Here is a 17442-nt window from a genome sequence, read left to right as displayed (position 1 = left end):
GGCTACGCCTGCGGCGGTCTTGGCGACCGTCGTTCCGACCACGGGTTCGGGGCGCCGCCGCGGGCCAGATCCGCTCCGCGCGGATCCGCAGCGCCGCGGACGCGGCGCCCCGTTGCCGACAGCAGACGCGTCAGGCCGCGGCGGTCCTGCCCGACGGGTCCCTCGATCGCGCCCGTCAGATCGAAGGGGATCCGGCCCAGGACCGCGTGCTTGGGCACGATGACCGTGCGGCGGCCCTGGACGCGGCGCGCCCGGGAGAGCCTGTCGATCTGCTCGCGGACGTCGGGCCTGGCCTCATTGAAGTAACAACCGGGAGCGCAGAGGAGCGTGGCGGCGCGCAGCCCGAGCCTGACCTTCAGCGCAATGAGGCCGACGATGTCGCAGCCGAGTTCGTGATTGAGCTTTTCGGCGTCGGAGTCGCGAGCGAAGCCTTCGGCTCCGATATCGCGCGCCATCCGCCTGAGCCTCCGGCTCAGCACCTTGCTTTCGTGAATGAGCCGCTTTTCCTGGGCGGACCCGGTACGCACAACACGCATGACATTCCCCAACTATCGAATGATCGACGGCGACCTCGGATGCTGGTCGCCCGGGCGGTCTGGACTCTGAGAGTCGCCGACCTGTCATCTCCGTGCTGCCGTGTTGGACCCTGCAGCTTATGGAAGTTTATAGACTACATCTGGGCGACTTGTCAATCGGCTTCACAAGATCTCATCCTCCCTCTTTCGCCGCTTTGCTGACGCCCTATCAGACCGCCTCAGACGGCATCCTGCATCGGAACCTCACGGCGACATGGTTCTTCGTTCTCTTGAACGTCTAATCTATGTGCCGTATGCAGCACGCGCCTTCGCGCGCGCGAGCGCAGGCCAATGATATTTCCTGAAAACGCGAAATTTGTTCCTCAATACTGCCTGAGAAACATGGATTGCAGGCTGGATTGAGGAAGCGGCTGCGCCGATGCTTTCAGGATTTAGCCTGATCAGGCGACGGCGGCGCAGGCTGGCGCGGCTGAAGCAGCAGCTCGACCGGATCGACGCCCAGCGCATGCGCCAGACGCTCGACCATGTCGAGCGTGACGTTGCGGCCCAGGGCCTCGAGCCGGTTCATGTAGACGCGATGTAGGTCGGCCTCGAAGGCGAGCTTCTCCTGGCTCCAGCCAAGGCGTTGGCGGCGCCTTTTAACATTCTCGGCGAAAGTCGCGCGCAACGCGCCGGCGGCGAAGGGCTCCACAACGGCACTGGAAGAGGTCCGAAGGATGCTGACGACAGTCTAAATGTTACATTCGTGACCGGCATTGGCGAACGAGAGGACGAGGCGCAAGACGTCTGGCGATCGACGTCACGGAGGCGAAGCCTCTCCGCGCCTTCCGGGCGTGATCAATCGGCCGGAGCCAGACCATCCCGGCTCGCGCCCCTGGCGACGACGACGAGCCTGTCGTCGGGCAGCGGCCGCTGAAGCGTTTTCGCCTCGTCCCATGGCGCCGTCAGCCAGATCTCGATCTCATCCGGTTCCGTCAGGATCACAGGCATGGCCTTGGGATGAACCGGCGCGACGACGGCGTTGGGCTCTGTCGTCAGGAACCCGAAGACCTCGACGCCATCTTCCCAACCGGTCTTGATCTTGCGAACGCCCGCCCACGTCGTCCAAAGGCCCGCGAAGACGGCGAGCGGACGGCCCTCGTCGATCGCGAACCAGGTCGGCGAGAACTTGCCGTCCGGTCCACGCTCATATTCGCTGAAGCTCGTGAAGGGCACGACGCATCGGCTCTCAACGCCAAGCCACGGTTTCCAATGCGCGCTCGAGACATTGCGGATGTTTGTCGTGCCGCCGTCAGGCTCCATCCGAAGCAGTTCGGCGAAGTCGACGGCCTTGCCCTTCTTCTGCAGCGCGGCGGCGCGCTTTTTGGCTGCTTCGAAGAGCGCCTTCTTCGATGAGGGCATGCCCCACCGAACCAGAGCGATCTCGCGCTCGCCGCCGTTGTTTCTCACGATGGGCGCCGGATAGTCCGGGAAGATCCCGGGCATCGGAGGCATGTTGCCGGTGCGGTCGACCATCGAGCGCGTCAGCTCACGGATCGCGGCCTGTCCCTTGGTGAGCGAGTAAAGATTGCACATGCCCGTACATTGCGGCCTGACGCGCGGATGGGCTAGCCCGCCGGGAACAGTCGTGCCCCAGATGCTTCAGCAATGAACCGCCACGGAGGTCGCGGGTGAGAACCGCAGCGACATTACTTCTGATGCTCGCTCCTTGCGTCGTGGCCCTTGCGGCCGACGACGTTCAGTTGCTGCGACAGCTCGGCTATGTCGCCGGCCAGGCCGTCGCCTGCGACATCGAGGAGCCCGACATTGCGGCGCAGGTCGCGACCGCAATGGCGGACGCCATGGGTCTGACCGACGAGGCCAGTCACACGGTGATGATCGATCAGGCGCTTCGCGCCGCGGCCGGTCCATGCGCGGCGCCGGCCGGTCGACTCGAAGAGGTCAGGACCAACTGGAAAGCCATGCGCCGACGGGCCGGGCTCGACCGATGATAAGCGTCCTCTGAGGCGATCCTACCGGAAGTCCCGTGTCTTCACCTTGATCGTGTCGAGGTGGAGGTCTCGGACATAGATGTCCCGCGGCGTGAACCCTTGTGACCGCGATCCGCGCGGATCCGGCGTCGAGCCATGATGGACTTCATCGCCTCTGCCGTGCGGCAATGGAAACGCCCCGTCTCGTTCGCCGACGCTCGCAAGCTCCGCTGACAGGTTCGTCAAACGCTGGGCGACCAGATGGACGACCTCGCCCTCGCGCTGAACCCGGCCGTAAACCGCGATCATTCCGGCGCTCAGGATCGTGCGGCGGTTCTTCTCGAACACATTCGGCCAGACCACGAGATTGGCGACCCCGCTCTCGTCCTCGAGCGTGATGAACATCACGCCCTTGGCGCTGCCAGGCCGCTGGCGGACCAGCACGACGCCGGCGATCTCCAGCCAGCGCCGGTCGCGCGCCTCCATGGCTTCGAGACACGTCACCATCCGCCTCCGCGTCAGCTCCTGGCGCAGGAACGCCACGGGATGGGCGCGTAGCGACAGGCTGACATGGCGGTAGTCCTCAACGACCTCGCCGCCGGCCGTCATCGGCCGAAGGGCGACGGCCGGTTCCGCAACTTCCGGCACAAATTCATCTTCGCGCGCCGAAGCGGCGGCGAACAAAGGAAGCGGTTCGTCGCGCAGACCCCGGATCGCCCAAAGGGCTTCGCGGCGCGCAAGGCCGAAGGCCGGACGGAAGCCGTCGGCTTCGGCAATCTGAGTCAGCGCCATCACCGGCACGCCAGCGCGACGCCAGAGATCGTCCATCGACACTAACGGCCTGTCGCCGCGCGCGGCGACGATCGCGGCCGCATGGGCGTTCGACAATCCCTTGGTCATGCGTAAGCCGAGCCGAACCGCAAACCTGGTCTCGTCGTTCGTCGGCTCGAGCGTGCAGTCCCATCTCGAGGAGTTGGCGCAGACCGGCCGGATCTCGACGCCATGGTCGCGCGCGTCCCGGACGATCTGGGCGGGCGCATAGAACCCCATTGGCTGGCTGTTCAGCAGGGCGGCGCAGAACACGTCCGGGTGCCAGCATTTGAGCCACGCCGAGGCGTAGGCGATGAGCGCGAAGGACGCCGCGTGGCTCTCGGGAAAACCGTATGAGCCGAAGCCTTCGAGCTGCTTGAACGTCCGCTCGGCAAATTCGGCCTCGTAGCCGTTCGCCACCATGCCGTCGACGAGCTTCTGCCTGAACTTCGACACGCCGCCGGAAAATTTGAAGGTCGCCATCGATTTGCGAAGCAAATCGGCTTCCCCCGGCGTGAAGCCCGCGCACTCGATCGCGACCCGCATCGCCTGCTCCTGGAACAGCGGGACGCCGAGCGTTTTGCCCAAAACCTTCTCGAGCTCGGGCTTTGGGAAGTGGACCGGCTCGAGGCCCTCACGCCGCCTCAGGTATGGGTGGACCATGTCGCCCTGGATCGGCCCAGGGCGGACGATCGCGACCTGGACCACGAGGTCATAGTAGGTGCGCGGCTTGAGGCGCGGCAGCATCGACATTTGCGCGCGGCTCTCGATCTGAAAGGTACCGAGCGTGTCGGCCTTGCGGATCATCGCGTAGGTGCGCGGATCCTCCGCCGGAATGGTCGCGAGGTCGTAGGTCGCGCCCTTGTGCTGGCTGAGGAGATCCAGCCCCTTCTTCATGCAGGTCAGCATGCCGAGCGCGAGCACGTCGACCTTCATGAACTTCAGCGCGTCGATATCGTCCTTGTCCCACTCGATGACCTGCCGATCGGCCATGGCGGCCGGCTCGATCGGCACGAGGTCGTCGAGGCGGTCATGGGTCAGCACGAAGCCGCCCGGATGCTGGCTGAGGTGCCGCGGCGCGCCCATGAGCTGGCGTGCGAGGTCAAGCGTCAGACGCAGCCGGCGGTCCGCGAGGTTGAGGTTCAGCTCCTCGACATGGCGTTGCTCGACGCCCTGATCCGACCAGGACCAGAGCTGTCCCGACAACGTGCCGATCAGGTCCTCGGGCAGTCCGAGCGCCTTGCCGACATCGCGGAGCGCGCCCTTGGCGCGATAGCGGATGACCGTCGAGCACAGCGCCGCGTGGTCGCGGCCGTAGGTCTCGAACACCCACTGCATGACGATCTCGCGCCGTTCGTGCTCGAAGTCGACGTCAATGTCCGGCGGCTCGCGGCGCTCCTCCGAGACGAAGCGCTCAAAGAGGAGGTCATTTCGGCCCGGGTCGATCGAGGTGATCCCGAGCACGAAGCAGACCGCGGAGTTCGCCGCCGAGCCGCGGCCCTGGCAGAGGATGTCCCTCGACCGGGCGAAGCGGACGATCGAATTGACGGTCAAAAAATACGGCGCGTAGTTGAGCTTCTCGATCAGCGTAAGCTCGTGCTCAAGCGCTGCGCGGACGCTCTCCGGCAGGCCTTCGGGATAGCGCTCGGCCGCTCCCGCCCAAGTGAGCTCCGCCAGGGTCTCCTGCGGCGTCAGCGTCGGGTCGTCGCGTTCCTCGGGATACTGGTAAGCGAGCTCGTCCAGGCTGAAGCGGCAGCGGTCGACGATCTGCAGCGTGCGGGCGAGAGCCTCCGGATAGCGGCTGAACAGCCGGTGCATCTCTTCCGGAGGCTTCACGTAGCGATCGGCGTGACGCTCGCGCCGCTCACCGAGCGCGTCAATCGTCACGGTGTGCCGGATGCAGGTGACGACGTCCTGCAGCATGCGCCGCGACGGCTCGTGGAACAGGACGTCGTTGGTGACCACGGTCGCCACGCGCATCCGGGTCGCAAGGTTCGACAGCTCGTGCAGCCGAAGCTGGTCGTTCGGACGGCGGAGCAGGGTTAGCGCGAGATAGGAGCGGTCGCCGAAGGCGTCGCGCAGCCGGCGAAGGCGAAAGGCGCACTCCTCGTCTGCGAGGTCTGGAACAAGGACAGCGAGCAGCCCCTCGCTATAGGCGACGAGGTCCTGCCACTCGAGCCGGCACCTCGCCTTGCCGCCGCGTTTTCTTACCCACGGACAGGAGCCTGCAGAGCCGGGAATAGGCCGCCCGGTCGGTCGGATAGACCAGCACCGACATGCCGTCGACGAGATCGAGCCGGCAACCGACGACGAGCCGCACGCCCGTGACCTTGGCCGCCTCATGGGCGCGGACGATCCCTGCGAGCGAGTTTCGGTCGACGACCGCGAGCTCTTCGATCCCGCAGACTGCGGCCTGAGCAAACAGCTCCTCGCAGGACGACGCCCCGCGAAGAAACGAGAAGTGCGAGGTGACCTGGAGCTCGGCATATCGCGGGCCGCTCATCCGAACACGCCGTGAAGAAACCAGCGGTGCGATCCGGTCGCCGCGTCCTCGCCATCGCCGGCCCGGTAGAGCCAGTAGCGCTCGCCAGCGTCGTCCTCGACCCGAAAATAATCCCGGACGGCGACGAGCTCGGCGTCGCGCTTCCACCACTCGCCGAAAACCCGTTCTGGTCCATCGGCGCGCCGCACACGCCGGCGCACGCCGCGCCAGGTGAAGGAGACCGGCGGATGATCAGGAAGCAGCGCGACGGTTTCCACGGGTTCGGGATGGGCGAGCAACCGGGATGGCCGCGGCCAGTGTCCGGGCCAATCTGCGCCGCTGTCCGCCGCCATGGCGGGCACCCGGCAGACCGATCGCTCGGGCACGTCACTGGCGACCGGAGCGAACCGGTAGATCGCGCGCTCGCCGACGCGGTTCATCAGCGTGTCGACAAGATCGGAAACGTCGGCGACCGTCTCCTCAATCAGTGAGCTCACCACCTGCTGGCGCTTAAGCGGCTCCGCCACGGTGGCGGCAAGCGTCATCAGCTCGATGCCAAAGCCCGGCGCGATGGTCTCGATCTTGTCGCAGAGCAGCCGCGTCAGCCGCTTTGCGTCGCATACAGGCATGGCCATTCCCACGCGCACAGCCTGGGCGTCGTTATCCACACGACGGCAGATGAGATCGAGGCGGCGGGCGCCGAGCCCGTGCTCCTCCAGTCGCTCGCAGAGCTCGTTCACGAGCTTGCCGACGTAGCGCGCGATGGTCTCTGCGGCGCCGATCGGTTCAGCGAAGGCGCGCCGGACCTCGATCAGGCCGCGCGGCCGGATCGGTTCGATCGGCTCGGCGGCGTCTCCGAGCGCCTGATCGATGCGGCGGCCAAGCTCCGGGCCGAAACGAAGCGCGAGCGGCGCGCGCGGTTGCGCGAGCAGATCGCCAATGCTCTGGAAGCCGAGCGTCCGCAGCGCGGTCGCAGTGGATGGCTGGATTCTCAGGGCTTCGAGCGGGAGTTCGGCGAATGCCGCGGAGCCATGCCGCGCGCGCGCGATCGCGATCGGCCGCTCGACATGGCGCGCGATCGCATGCGCGGCGCCCCATGTATCGGCGACGGCGGCGCGCGCGTGCGCGCCAGCGATCGCAAGGCGCCCGACCAGCGTCTCGAGCATCGCCGCCTCGCCGCCATGGAGGTGATCGGCGCCGGTCGTGTCGATCACAAGGCCGTTCGGCGGATCGGGCGCCACGATCGGCGCAAACCGCAGCGCCCAGATCGCGAGCCGCTCGAGCGCCTCGGCGTCCGCCGCAGGATCTGCGTCCTGAACGATCAGGTCCCGGACCAGCGCCTGCGCCTTGGTGGCGGCCATGCCGACGCGCAGGCCGGCGCCGTAAGCTGCGGCGTCGACAGCAGCGACTGCCCGCCTGCTCCCCTCGCGGCCGATAAGGACAAGCGGCGCCTCAGCTGACGGCGCCGCGGCGCTGGCCTTGCGCCGAACCCTGTCGGTGGACCAGCTCGGTAGGAAGAGCGAGACGACCCGTGCCATCGCACGCCTCCAGTTCGAAATCAGCGCTTTCGCCCGCCCGGGCCCGGATCAGTTCGACAAGCCAGCGATGGCGCCCAACGCCTGGGACCGGCGGCAGCGGCGCCGAGGGCACGACCGAGATCCGCCACCTGGTCGCCGCGGTCGGCTGCCCGAAATCCATCGCTTCCGCCTGCCGCCGCCAACGGCGCAGCGATGCCGATCGAGCCTGTGCCTTCGGCTGCAAGCTGCAATCGCCGCGACGCGGTCATGGCGAGCCGGGCGAGCTCCCCGATCACGGCTCCCAGGCCGCCATGGCGAAGCCCCTCCTCATGCAGGCCAGAACAGTCTTGTCGTCGCCGGCCTCGACATAGATCACCCGGTCCGCGATGAGCCCCGCCTGCGCGATCGCCGGCGCGAACAGGTCTGGCCGCGTGACGCACCAGAGGACCTTGCCCCTCGTGCGAGCCGCGATTCCTGCGCTAAACAGCGCTGCCGCTGCGCCATCGATGGCGCCATTGCCGCCGCCGGCGACCTCATGGAGTGCACCAAACGCGAGGCCTCCTCCAGGAAGACGAGAATCGACCTCAGCGATCCCGAACGGGAGCGCCGATCTCGCGCGCTTCGAACGGCCTTCGATCCGTTCGATCTGCGCGCGGAGAGCGTCGATTGCAGGCTGCGGCTGCACGCGGTCGTTTTCCTCCGAAGTCGAGCGGCATCATTGTTCGCTCTTTGTTCTAATTCCGTTACGTTGGAGTCAAGATGCCGTGGACTGAAGAGCCCACCGCGGGCCTCAATCCGATGGCGGACGCGCTAGCTCGCTGGCTTCCGAAATCCAGGGACATTGAACGTCCGAAAGGATCCATGAGCCGCGCAAAACGCATTCAGGCGGAGCTCGAAAAAATTGAGACCGCTGCCGACGAGGCGCCGCGCTGCGCGCTCTGCCAGCGACTGGTCCCGCCGACAGCGCGACAGTCCGAGCACCACCTGGTCCCGAAATCGCGCGGCGGCACGTTTGGGCCGAAGGTCCTGCTCCACCAAATCTGCCACAACGTCATCCACGCGCTGTTTTCCGAGAAGGAGCTCGAGCGTCGGCTGTCGGATATCGAAGCGCTCCGGGCAGAGCCCGAGATCGCGGCGTTCATCGTCTGGGTGCGCACGAAGCCGGACGATTTTCATGCCCCCACACGACGGGCGAAGGCGCGCCGCTAGCTCGCACCTGCGGAACGGCATGGTCCAGCGGGCGATCCCGCATGCATATTTGCCAATCTCGGCTCGCGCAGCGCCGCCGTCGACCATCTACATCGTTCAATTCAGGTCGCGCTCGAAGCGCTGCGATTTCGCGCGACCAGCACCGACTTTCATTGGACGAGATCCGCATGACCGCACTGTTCACGCCGTTCGACCTGAAGAGAGCGTCACGCTCCGCAATCGCATCGCGGTGCCGCCGATGTGCCAGTACAGCGCCTTCGACGGTTTCGTCAGCGACTGGCATCTCGCCCATTACGCCGGCCTCGCGCGCGGCGGCGCCGGTCTCGTCATCGTCGAGGCGACGGCTGTCTCGCCGGAAGGCCGCATCACTCCGGGCTGCACCGGAATCTGGAGCGACGAGCACGCCGAAGGCCTCGCGCGCATCGCCGCCGCCATCCAGGCCGCCGGGGCAGTGCCCGGCATCCAAATCGCCCATGCGGGCCGCAAGGCCAGCGCGAACCGTCCTTGGGAAGGCGACGACCACATTCCGGACAGCGATCCTCGCGCATGGGAGACCATCGCCCCGTCGGCGGTCGCCTATGGCGCGAACTTGCCCAAGGTTCCGCGCGAGATGACGATCGAGGACATCGCCCGCGTCCGGGATGATTTCGCGAGGGCTGCGGCACGAGCCCGGGACGCAGGCTTTGAATGGCTCGAGCTTCACTTCGCCCATGGCTATCTCGCCCAAAGCTTCTTCTCGGTGCACTCGAACCATCGGACCGACAGCTATGGCGGGGACGCCCACGGCCGCGGACGCTTCCATCTGGAGACGCTCGCGGCGGTCCGCGCCGAGTGGCCGGAGCGCCTGCCGCTGACCGCCCGCTTCGGCGTGATCGAATACGACGGCCGCGATGAGGAAACCCTGACGGAGTCGATCGCGCTGACGAAGCGTATGCGCGACGGCGGCCTCGACATGTTGAGCGTCAGCATCGGGTTCTCGACGCCGGCCGCCTCGATCCCGTGGGGGCCGGCTTTCCTCGCCCCGGTCGCCGAGCGCGTTCGGCGCGAGGCCGGACTTCCGGTCTCGTCAGCATGGGGGTTCGACGATCCGCAAGTTGCAGATCGGATGTTGTCCGAGAGCAAGCTCGACCTGGTCATGATCGGCCGGGCGCATCTCGCCGACCCTCACTACCCGTACACGGCGGCGCAGAAGCTCGGAAAGGAGCGCCCGACTTGGGTGCTGCCCGCGCCTTACGCTCATTGGCTGGAGCGCTATCGGCCTTCGGCTGCGTGACATGACTCTGGCTGGCCCCGGCCGCTTCACCGGGACCAGTCCGCGCCGTACGCGTCGGTGACGATGCAGTCAGGCGTCGCTCGCTAGTCGGCGGTCCGCGCCATTCGCACTCGTAGTGAACGCAGCCGATTTGCGCCAATAACGGGCATCCGCCGACGTCTGCGAAGCGGACACTTAGGTGAGTGATCACAGCGCCTGCCGGAACGCCGACGGCGTGGCGCCAGTCGCCTTCTGGTAGCTGGACGCGAAGGCCGAAGGCGTGTGGCAGCCGACTGCAGGCGCGACGTGGCTCACGGGTAAATCGGGGCTGGAGAGCAGATCACGCGCGTGTATCAAAAAGTCAGATCTGCTATCTGATCTGTTGAAGAACTAGATTTCACCACAGATACTATTGCATTAATCAAGGGCGCGGGGTTGCTGATATTCAGCCATACCATGGCAAGTTCATGCGTCGCGGTTTCGGACGTTAAAACGATGGTGCGACTGGCCGTCGCAACACACGCATCCTCGATACAACTGAGCGGCAGGATGGTCGCCGTATCTCCAATTGCGACGCTCTGAAAAATTTCTGCAATCGTCTCCGATTGGATGACAGGTTCTGGATTAAATCCAGCTTCCTGAAATTGAGCGTCGATCGCCCGACGCTCGTAAGTCTGTCGCGAAAGTAGCGACAGAGGCAACTGAGCGACCTCCGACCACGTCGCGCAATCTCTCGTCGCCAGTTGAAAGTTGTTTGGAATCAGCGCCGCCATCTTCTGTCGACTTAGAACGTGATGGCCGAAACGTCTATTTTCTTCGTCAAGGAACGTGATTCCTGCGTCTAGTTGAAAGTCCTGAAGATCCGAAGGGAGACGTTCGTGGCGAACATGGATGACTTCGAACTGGACGGTCGGATGAATGACGCGAAAATTCTTGACGATCCTCGCGACGGTCGCCGCGGCGCTTGGCGCGACGCCGATGCGCAGCCGGCCCGACAGCCCGCTGCGCATTGTCGCCATCTCGTCGAGCATCGCCCGCTTGTCGGCGAGGATGCGCCGGCACCATTCCACAAGCCTTTCGCCCTCCGGCGTAAATCCGTCGAAGCGCTGGTGGCGCTGGACGATCGGCGTGCCGATCTCGGCTTCGAGCGTCTTCAGCGCGCTGGACAAGCCGGGCTGTGTGACGCCGCAAAGCGCCGCGGCCCGGCCGAAGTGCCGTTCCTGTGCAAGTGCGACCACATACTCCATGTGGCGGAGCAGCATTCGGCGTTTCCTCCACCGCGTTCAGTCGCGGCTTGTTTTCATCAGTTTCCCGCCGGCGCATCGGGAAGAAGCGTTCTAGACGAAGACGGTTTCTCCTTTCATCCTCGAGACGTCACCGGCGGCGCCCGCCGATGACAGGCCTTTTGCGCAGGCTACGGTATTCGACATCAAGGCGGCGACCGTCATGGGTCCAACGCCGCCGGGAACCGGCGTGATCGCTCCCGCGACGTGCAAAGCCGCCGCGAAATCGACATCGCCGACGATCCTGCCTGCGTCGCCAGACGCCATCCGGTTGATGCCGACGTCGATGACGATGGCGCCGGGCTTGATCCAGTCGCCCTTGATCAGGTGCGGATGTCCGACGGCCACCACCAGGATGTCGGCTTCGCGGCAGTGACCCGGGACGTCGCGCGACTCCTTGTGGGTCACGGTGACGGAACAGTCCTCGTTGAGGAAGACCTGCGCCGCGGGCCTGCCGACGATCCGGGAATGCCCGACCACGACCACGTCCAGCCCCGTCAGGTCGGATCGAACGGATTTGACGAGCCGAAGACATCCGAGCGGCGTGCAAGGGACGATCGTCGGCCTGCCGACCGCAAGCGAACCGGCGTTGGCGGGATGAAAGCCGTCGACATCCTTCTCCCGGATGATGCGGCTCAGCACGCAGTCGGTCGATATGTGCGGAGGCAGCGGAAGCTGGACGAGGATGCCGTGAACAGCCGGATCTTCGTTCAGGGCGTCGATGATCTCCATAAGTTCGGCCTGCGTGGTTGAAGCCGACAGCGCATGCTTCACCGACCGGATCCCGACCGCCGCGGCCAGTTGGGTCTTGCTGCGGACGTAGATCTCGCTTGCGGGATCATCGCCGACAAGGACTACCGCAAGGCAGGGTGTGACGGCGGTCTGCCGCTTCAGTTCCGCAACGCCGAACCCGACTTCGGCGAGCAGTTTGTCGGCTTCCACGCGGCCGTCGATGATCTGGGCTGTCATCGCGGCGTCAGTCCGGAAACACCACGGTCCGGGGACCGTTGATCATCACGCGGTCGTCGATGTGATAGCGAACGGCCCGGGCGAGCACCCGGCGCTCGATATCGCGACCCTTGCGGACCAGCGCATCGGGAGTGTCGCCGTGAGAGACGCGTTCGACGTCCTGCTCGATGATCGGCCCCTCGTCGAGTTCGCCCGTGACGTAATGGGCGGTCGCGCCGATGAGCTTCACGCCGCGGGCATGCGCCTGATGATACGGCCTTGCGCCCTTGAAGCCCGGCAGGAACGAATGGTGGATGTTTATGCAGCGGCCCGCGAGCCGTTCTGTGGCTTCGTCTGACAGCACCTGCATGTAGCGCGCGAGAACAATCAAGTCCGCCTCGGTTTCATCGATGACCTCGAACAGGCGCTTCTCCTGCTCCTTCTTCGTGTCCTTGGTGATCGGGAGGTAGTGGAACGGCGCGCCGTCGAAATCGAGACGGGCAAAGGTTTCCCGCGGATAGTTCGCGACGACGCCTGCGATCTGCATATTCATTTCGCCGACATACTGGCGGTAGAGCAGGTCGGCGAGGCAGTGATCGAAGCGGGACACCAGGACAAGGACGCGCTGCGGCCGCTTGTCGAACCGCAGGGAGCTCGTCATCTGGAAGTGCTTTTCCGTGGCGCCGAGCCGGGCCTCGAGATCTGCCCGGGCGCCCGAGCCGTCGAAGGCCACGCGCATGAAGAACTGGCCGGTCTCGTGATCGTCGTATTGCGCGGCCTCCCGGATGTTAAAGCCCGCTTCAAACAGCATATTGCTGACGGTGGCGACGATCCCGCGCCTGTTCGGGCAGGCAAGCTTCAAGACATTCGGCGCCATTTCTCCGTAGCTGAGATCGGAGAGGTGGATATTTTCGGCTGCGCTGGCGGTCACGTCTTGAGAATGGATAGCCGTTGCAGAGCTGTTCGGCGCATCGTTGAGCATGTAAATCCCCAAATGACTTTCGATAACTGCAGCCTAGGCTCCGATCGATTGCGTGCGGAAGCCGTCTGGCGCGCATCGGGGTAGACCGCAGGCGCATGCCCCTCACACGGCGGTCTCCCGCAGCGGCTGGAAGTCATCGCGTGCTTCCGACATGAGAAACTTAGTCAGCGCCTCGATCCGGCGGGACTTTCGAACCTCCTCTGGGTAGACGAGGAAGGCCTCGACGACGGGCTTGCGCGTGTCCTCTAGGACTTCGACCAGATCGAGAAGATCCTCCTGGAGGTAAGCGGGCAGCAGGCCCAGCCCCAGGCCGCCCTTCACCGCCCTGAGGATCGCGTACACGCTGCTCGCCCGCATCACGGCGGGCCTCGGCTGGTCGGCCGGAATGCCGACCTTCACCAGCCAGTCCAGATCGTGGACGTGAGCCGGCAGGTAGTCGCCATAGGCGATCAGGTCGTGCTCATCGAGATCGGCGACCGTTTGGGGGACGCCCTTTCTCGCGACGTATTCGCGCGACGCGTAGACCCGAAAAGGCAGAGCCATGAGGTGTCGCTGGATGAGGTTCGGCTGCGTCTGATTGAAGAAGCGGATGGCGATGTCCGCCTGACGCGTCGACAGATCGAGCTCGATATTGTCCGACAGCAGGAGCGTCGGGCTGATGTCCGGAAATTCTCGGCGGAACTTCGCCATCTTTGACGTCAACCAGGACGACCCGAAAACCACCGCTGTCGCGATCCGCAAGGGCCCGCAGGCCGCGCCGCGAAAATCGTCGATGCGCGCAAGCCCCATGGCGAGGCGCTCGAACATCGACGTGACGGTGGCGTGAAAGATCTCGCCGACTTCGGTGAGCGCCAGACCCTGCGCGCCGCGGTGAAACAGCGAGATCTTCAGCGAAGCTTCGAGACCCGCGATCTGCCGGCTCACCGCTGATTGGCTGAGGCCCAGTAGCGTTCCGGCCCGCGTGAAGCTGCCGGCTTCGACGGCGACCCGGAAAACCCGCAGCCGGTTCCAATCAAACTCGCCGAAATCGGCGAGAAGAGCATACCTGGCAGAGTAGTTCATTTCGGCCCCTCCCGGGTATGCCTATGAAATCGCCACAAGATTTTTCACTGATAACTGCGAATTATGATCCGATTAGTTACAGTAATAACATGTGTATTATCCCGTCACGCTTGCTGTTATTAATTTCATCCGTCTAATGTCAGTCCTGCACCAAAAATGTCAAGCACTACGATAATGATGAAGGTGCTGATTTTACATAGGGAGTTCTGATATGGATCCTGTGAAGCGCAAGAAAGTTACGATCAAATCGGTTCACGACAAGAAGAAGGCCGGTCAAAAGATCACGTCGATTGGCGTATACGATGCGCCTATGGCTGCGATCGCCGATCGCGTCGGGTTCGATTTTCTGGTGGTCGGAAATGCCGGACCGATGGCGCTGCTCGGCCATCCCGATCCGACGACGGTGAAGTTCGAGGAGCAGCTCGCGCTGACGCGTGCGGTCAGCCGCGTGACCAAGTACGGCTTCGTCGTCGGCCATATGCCCTACATGAGCTATCACGCGTCCAAAGAGCAGGCGATCGCCAGCGCGACCCGGCTCGTCGCGGAAGGCGGCGCCGATTGCGTCAAGTGCGAAGGCAATCGCTACACGGCCGAGTACATCGCCGAGATCGTTCGCGCCGGCATCCCGGTCATGGGTCACATCGGCATGCAGGCGTCCGCCGCACCGAGCAGAGCGGCTTCGGCGTAAAGGGCCGCACGGCCGATGACGCGATGAAGATCATCGACGATGCTCGCGTTCATCGACGCCGGCGTCTTCGCATTCATCGTCGAGCAGGTGCCGACCGATGTCGCCGCCTATCTGTCGCAGACGTTCGAGGCCCCAATGATCACGCTGGGCGGCGGCACGGTGAACGACGGCGTCTATCACATCAGCGGCGACCTGGTCGGGTACAGCGCGTTCCCGATCCCGAAGAACCGCGGCGCGTTCGCCGACGTCCGTCCGATCATCGAAACCGCGCTCACCGAATATCGCGACGCGGTCGTGGCGGGCTCTTATCCGCTCGAGGAGAACACATTCCGCATGACGCCCGAAGAGAACGAGAAGTTTCTCAAGCGCGCCGGAACAAACAATGGAGGCTTCGCCAGCCAGGCTGCCGAATAAGAAGCTCCAAGAACTCGAGAAAATAAAAAACGAGGAAACGCAATGGCGATGAAGCTCAACAGAAAACTGTGGGCGGTCACCGTCGTGGGGGCGCTCATCGGCGCCGACCCGGCCACGGCCACCGAATACAATACGTCATCGTATGACGCAGTCGCCCAGCAGGCGAAGCGCGCATCCGGCGACCCGGTCTCCATCAGCACCAACCTGTTTGTAGGCTGGACCGGCGCCTGGGACACGATCCTGATGAAGCAACTGAACCTCTGGCAGAAATGGCTGCCGGGGGGAGCAAGGTGGAGTGGAAGCGCAATCTGCAGGGGCCGCCGGTCATCACCGACCTGCTCGCCAACAAGCAGCAGATCGGCTACCTCGGCGACAATCCTGCGGTGCTCTCGACGACCAAATCCGCCATCGCGCCGGTCTACCTGGTCGGCATGAATGCGGTGTCGCCAAGCCGGATGTGCGGAGTGCTCCTAGTCCGCAAGGGCGCGCCTCATTTCGCCACGACCGACGAGGCCGTCAAATGGCTCGACGGTAAGACGGTCGGGGTTCCGAAGGAAGCTGCGCCGACCGTCTGGCCCAGGGCGTGACGAAGAAGGCGGGCGTCAAGCCCGTCCCTGGCAGCAGATGCAGGCCGAAGTGATCGTCACCAGCCTGCAGGCCGGCCGCATCGACGCGGCGGCCGTCTACGAACCGCACGCGACCAAGGCCGTGTTCGACGGCTACGCCGACTTCGCGGCCCTCCTCGGCGGATCTCGGCGAGAGCGACGCCAACGCCATCCTGATGCGCGGCGACTTCATCGACAAGAACCGGGCCGTCGCGGTCGCCTGGCTCAAGGCGAACATCGAGGCCCTCTATTATCTCCGCGACAAGCCGAAGGAGGCCATCGAAGCCCTCAAGGCCGAGCTGCCGGACTACACGCGTGAAGAGCTGTGGCACTCGATCTACGGCAATCCGCCGGAGAAGTTGAAGCCGGCCCCGTGGCGTTCAAGGCGATGATGACGGTCACCTCGCAGGAGAGGGAGCTGGTCGGCCGCATTTATGAGTTCCTGAAAAGCCTGAAGGTCGTCCAGGCGCCCTCGCTCTCCGACAACGCCATCAGGACGGACCTCGTCGAGCAAGCGTTCAAGGAGCTCAATCTCGATCCGACGAAAGGGCTGTTTGAACTCACCGCCAAGGCGGCGGAAGACTGTCCCTACAAGGGCGACCAACTCGTGTCGGGCGGCTGACTGGCAGCGCCGACGATCGGCCCGGGCGTCACAGACATGACGTCCGGGCCATCCCGCCAGCACACGAGAGAGACACGTCATGGCAACAACTCAGATTGCGGCGCACCGAACGCATGATGCGACGGTCGCGCCGGGCTTGGACGACTACGACGCGCGCTTGAGGCGATCGGCCGATTGGCCCATCGCACGCGGCGCCCCGCTGCTCCGACTGCGCCGCGCGGCGGTCAGCAAGCCGGTTCGCAGGACCGTCGTCGGGTTCGTGGTCTTCTTCGTCCTCTGGTATCTCGCGACCGCAGTATTTCAGCTGCCGCGGTTCAACTTCATCCCCAATCCTCTCTATCTCTTCGAGCAGTGGACCAGCCGTGAGCAATACGGCATTTCGCTGTTCACCCCGGACTACTATGAGCACATCGTTACCAGCGTCCTGCGGGTCTACGTCGCTTTCTTTCTGTCGATCGCGCTCGGCGCGCCGCTCGGCATCCTGATCGGATGAGCAAGCTCGGCCGGAACCTGTTGTTTCCGCTCGTTGAGCTCCTACGGCCCATCCCCCCTCTGGCGTGGGTTCCCATCGCGGTCCTGATCTTCGCAGGCACAGAGACGCCCGTCATCTTCGTGACGATGCTCGCAAGCTTCTTTGCGACCGTCCTGAATACATACCTTGGCGTGCGCTCGATCGACGAAAATTACTTCCGCGCAGCTAGTTGCCTCGGCTACTCCAAGCGCGCGGTTCTGTTCAGGGTCGTCGTGCCGGGCGCGCTGCCGTTCATCTTCACCGGCATGCAGATCGCCATGGGGCGTCGCCTGGTTTTCGCTTGTTGGCGGCGAACTCATCGCTGGACGCGCCGGCCTCGGCTACATGATCTTCGACGGCTACACCCAGGTGGCCATTCCCAACATCTTCATTGGCATGATCACGCTCGGCGTCCTCGGCTGTCGAGCGCGATGATCCGGGCCGTCGGCCAGTTCCTTATGCGCTGGCAGCAGAAATCCAGAGGTGAGGCATGAGCGCTCAAGCCGACTCCGCCGCCATCACGCCCGCCGCAGGCCGTCCGCCACAAGGCA

General features: G+C 64.7%; 17 protein-coding genes and 3 pseudogenes. 9 read left to right on the top strand and 11 right to left on the bottom strand.

Going from position 1 to position 17442, the window contains the following annotated elements:
* Positions 1-2 precede the first annotated feature (2 nt).
* From K6K41_RS21310 to K6K41_RS21300, 3 genes are all read right to left on the bottom strand, one after another.
* Positions 3-455: a hypothetical protein gene (locus K6K41_RS21310; protein WP_261402168.1), complete on the bottom strand. Its 453-nt coding sequence runs from the start codon at positions 453-455 to the stop codon at positions 3-5.
* 505 nt (positions 456-960) lie between these two features.
* Positions 961-1227 carry a helix-turn-helix domain-containing protein gene (locus K6K41_RS21305; protein ID WP_261402167.1) on the bottom strand — a complete coding sequence of 89 codons (267 nt, stop codon included), beginning with the start codon at positions 1225-1227 and terminating at the stop codon, positions 961-963.
* 146 nt (positions 1228-1373) lie between these two features.
* A complete protein-coding gene (locus K6K41_RS21300; RefSeq protein ID WP_261402166.1) occupies positions 1374-2111 on the bottom strand; it encodes an SOS response-associated peptidase in 738 nt (245 codons plus the stop codon).
* Between the two features lie 95 nt (positions 2112-2206).
* Here K6K41_RS21300 and K6K41_RS21295 point away from each other — a divergent pair, with 95 nt between their 5' ends.
* Positions 2207-2527: a hypothetical protein gene (locus K6K41_RS21295; protein WP_261402165.1), complete on the top strand. Its 321-nt coding sequence runs from the start codon at positions 2207-2209 to the stop codon at positions 2525-2527.
* A gap of 21 nt (positions 2528-2548) precedes the next feature.
* Here the strand turns inward: K6K41_RS21295 and K6K41_RS21290 are convergent.
* The 3 genes and pseudogenes from K6K41_RS21290 to K6K41_RS21280 form a co-directional block, all read right to left on the bottom strand.
* Positions 2549-5819 (bottom strand): annotated as a pseudogene (locus tag K6K41_RS21290) (error-prone DNA polymerase).
* On the bottom strand, positions 5816-7336 hold the full coding sequence (locus tag K6K41_RS21285; protein WP_261402164.1) for a Y-family DNA polymerase: 1521 nt from the start codon (positions 7334-7336) through the stop codon (positions 5816-5818). The pseudogene K6K41_RS21290 and the gene K6K41_RS21285 overlap by 4 nt, the downstream one beginning before the upstream one ends.
* Positions 7251-8000, bottom strand: a pseudogene (locus K6K41_RS21280) (ImuA family protein). The gene K6K41_RS21285 and the pseudogene K6K41_RS21280 overlap by 86 nt, the downstream one beginning before the upstream one ends.
* Positions 8001-8176: 176 nt before the next feature.
* On the opposite strand from K6K41_RS21280, the gene K6K41_RS21275 reads away from it, so the two are divergent.
* Positions 8177-8524: a restriction endonuclease gene (locus tag K6K41_RS21275; protein ID WP_261402163.1), complete on the top strand. Its 348-nt coding sequence runs from the start codon at positions 8177-8179 to the stop codon at positions 8522-8524.
* Between the two features lie 238 nt (positions 8525-8762).
* Positions 8763-9797 (top strand): oxidoreductase, encoded by a 1035-nt coding sequence (locus K6K41_RS21270; protein WP_315855069.1) that lies wholly within the window; start codon positions 8763-8765, stop codon positions 9795-9797.
* Between the two features lie 186 nt (positions 9798-9983).
* Here K6K41_RS21270 and K6K41_RS21265 read toward each other — a convergent pair whose 3' ends face one another.
* From K6K41_RS21265 to K6K41_RS21245, 5 genes are all read right to left on the bottom strand, one after another.
* Entirely contained in the window at positions 9984-10091 is a 108-nt protein-coding gene (locus K6K41_RS21265; protein WP_261402162.1) for a helix-turn-helix transcriptional regulator, read from the bottom strand.
* A 38-nt stretch (positions 10092-10129) separates the two neighbouring features.
* Positions 10130-11038, bottom strand: coding sequence for a LysR family transcriptional regulator (locus K6K41_RS21260; RefSeq protein ID WP_261402161.1), 909 nt, complete (start codon positions 11036-11038; stop codon positions 10130-10132).
* 75 nt (positions 11039-11113) lie between these two features.
* Positions 11114-12028 carry a bifunctional 5,10-methylenetetrahydrofolate dehydrogenase/5,10-methenyltetrahydrofolate cyclohydrolase gene (locus tag K6K41_RS21255; RefSeq protein ID WP_261402160.1) on the bottom strand — a complete coding sequence of 305 codons (915 nt, stop codon included), beginning with the start codon at positions 12026-12028 and terminating at the stop codon, positions 11114-11116.
* Positions 12029-12035: 7 nt separating this feature from the next.
* Positions 12036-12884, bottom strand: coding sequence for a formyltetrahydrofolate deformylase (gene purU, locus K6K41_RS21250; RefSeq protein ID WP_261405804.1), 849 nt, complete (start codon positions 12882-12884; stop codon positions 12036-12038).
* A 207-nt stretch (positions 12885-13091) separates the two neighbouring features.
* On the bottom strand, positions 13092-14051 hold the full coding sequence (locus K6K41_RS21245; protein WP_261402159.1) for a LysR family transcriptional regulator: 960 nt from the start codon (positions 14049-14051) through the stop codon (positions 13092-13094).
* Positions 14052-14262: 211 nt separating this feature from the next.
* On the opposite strand from K6K41_RS21245, the pseudogene K6K41_RS21240 reads away from it, so the two are divergent.
* The 6 genes and pseudogenes from K6K41_RS21240 to K6K41_RS21215 all read left to right on the top strand — a co-directional run bounded on the left by K6K41_RS21240 (position 14263) and on the right by K6K41_RS21215 (position 17385).
* Positions 14263-15153, top strand: a pseudogene (locus K6K41_RS21240) (3-methyl-2-oxobutanoate hydroxymethyltransferase).
* Positions 15154-15422: 269 nt separating this feature from the next.
* Positions 15423-15740, top strand: a complete 318-nt coding sequence (locus tag K6K41_RS21235) for an aliphatic sulfonate ABC transporter substrate-binding protein (RefSeq protein ID WP_261402158.1) — start codon at positions 15423-15425, stop codon at positions 15738-15740.
* A 194-nt stretch (positions 15741-15934) separates the two neighbouring features.
* Positions 15935-16150: a hypothetical protein gene (locus tag K6K41_RS21230; protein ID WP_261402157.1), complete on the top strand. Its 216-nt coding sequence runs from the start codon at positions 15935-15937 to the stop codon at positions 16148-16150.
* On the top strand, positions 16132-16380 hold the full coding sequence (locus K6K41_RS21225) for a hypothetical protein (RefSeq protein WP_261402156.1): 249 nt from the start codon (positions 16132-16134) through the stop codon (positions 16378-16380). The genes K6K41_RS21230 and K6K41_RS21225 overlap by 19 nt, the downstream gene beginning before the upstream one ends.
* 136 nt (positions 16381-16516) lie before the next feature.
* The gene (locus tag K6K41_RS21220; protein ID WP_261402155.1) at positions 16517-16873 is read left to right on the top strand and encodes a hypothetical protein; all 357 of its coding nucleotides are present in this window, start codon (positions 16517-16519) and stop codon (positions 16871-16873) included.
* A complete protein-coding gene (locus K6K41_RS21215; protein WP_261402154.1) occupies positions 16870-17385 on the top strand; it encodes an ABC transporter permease in 516 nt (171 codons plus the stop codon). Before K6K41_RS21220 ends, K6K41_RS21215 begins: the two co-directional genes overlap by 4 nt.
* The last annotated feature ends 57 nt before the right edge of the window (positions 17386-17442 follow it).

The organism is Chenggangzhangella methanolivorans, assembly GCF_019797865.1.
Taxonomy (GTDB): domain Bacteria; phylum Pseudomonadota; class Alphaproteobacteria; order Rhizobiales; family Methylopilaceae; genus Methylopila; species Methylopila methanolivorans.
The sequence above is the reverse complement of the archived record's forward strand: the minus strand, read 5'-3'. Positions and strand labels throughout refer to the sequence as shown.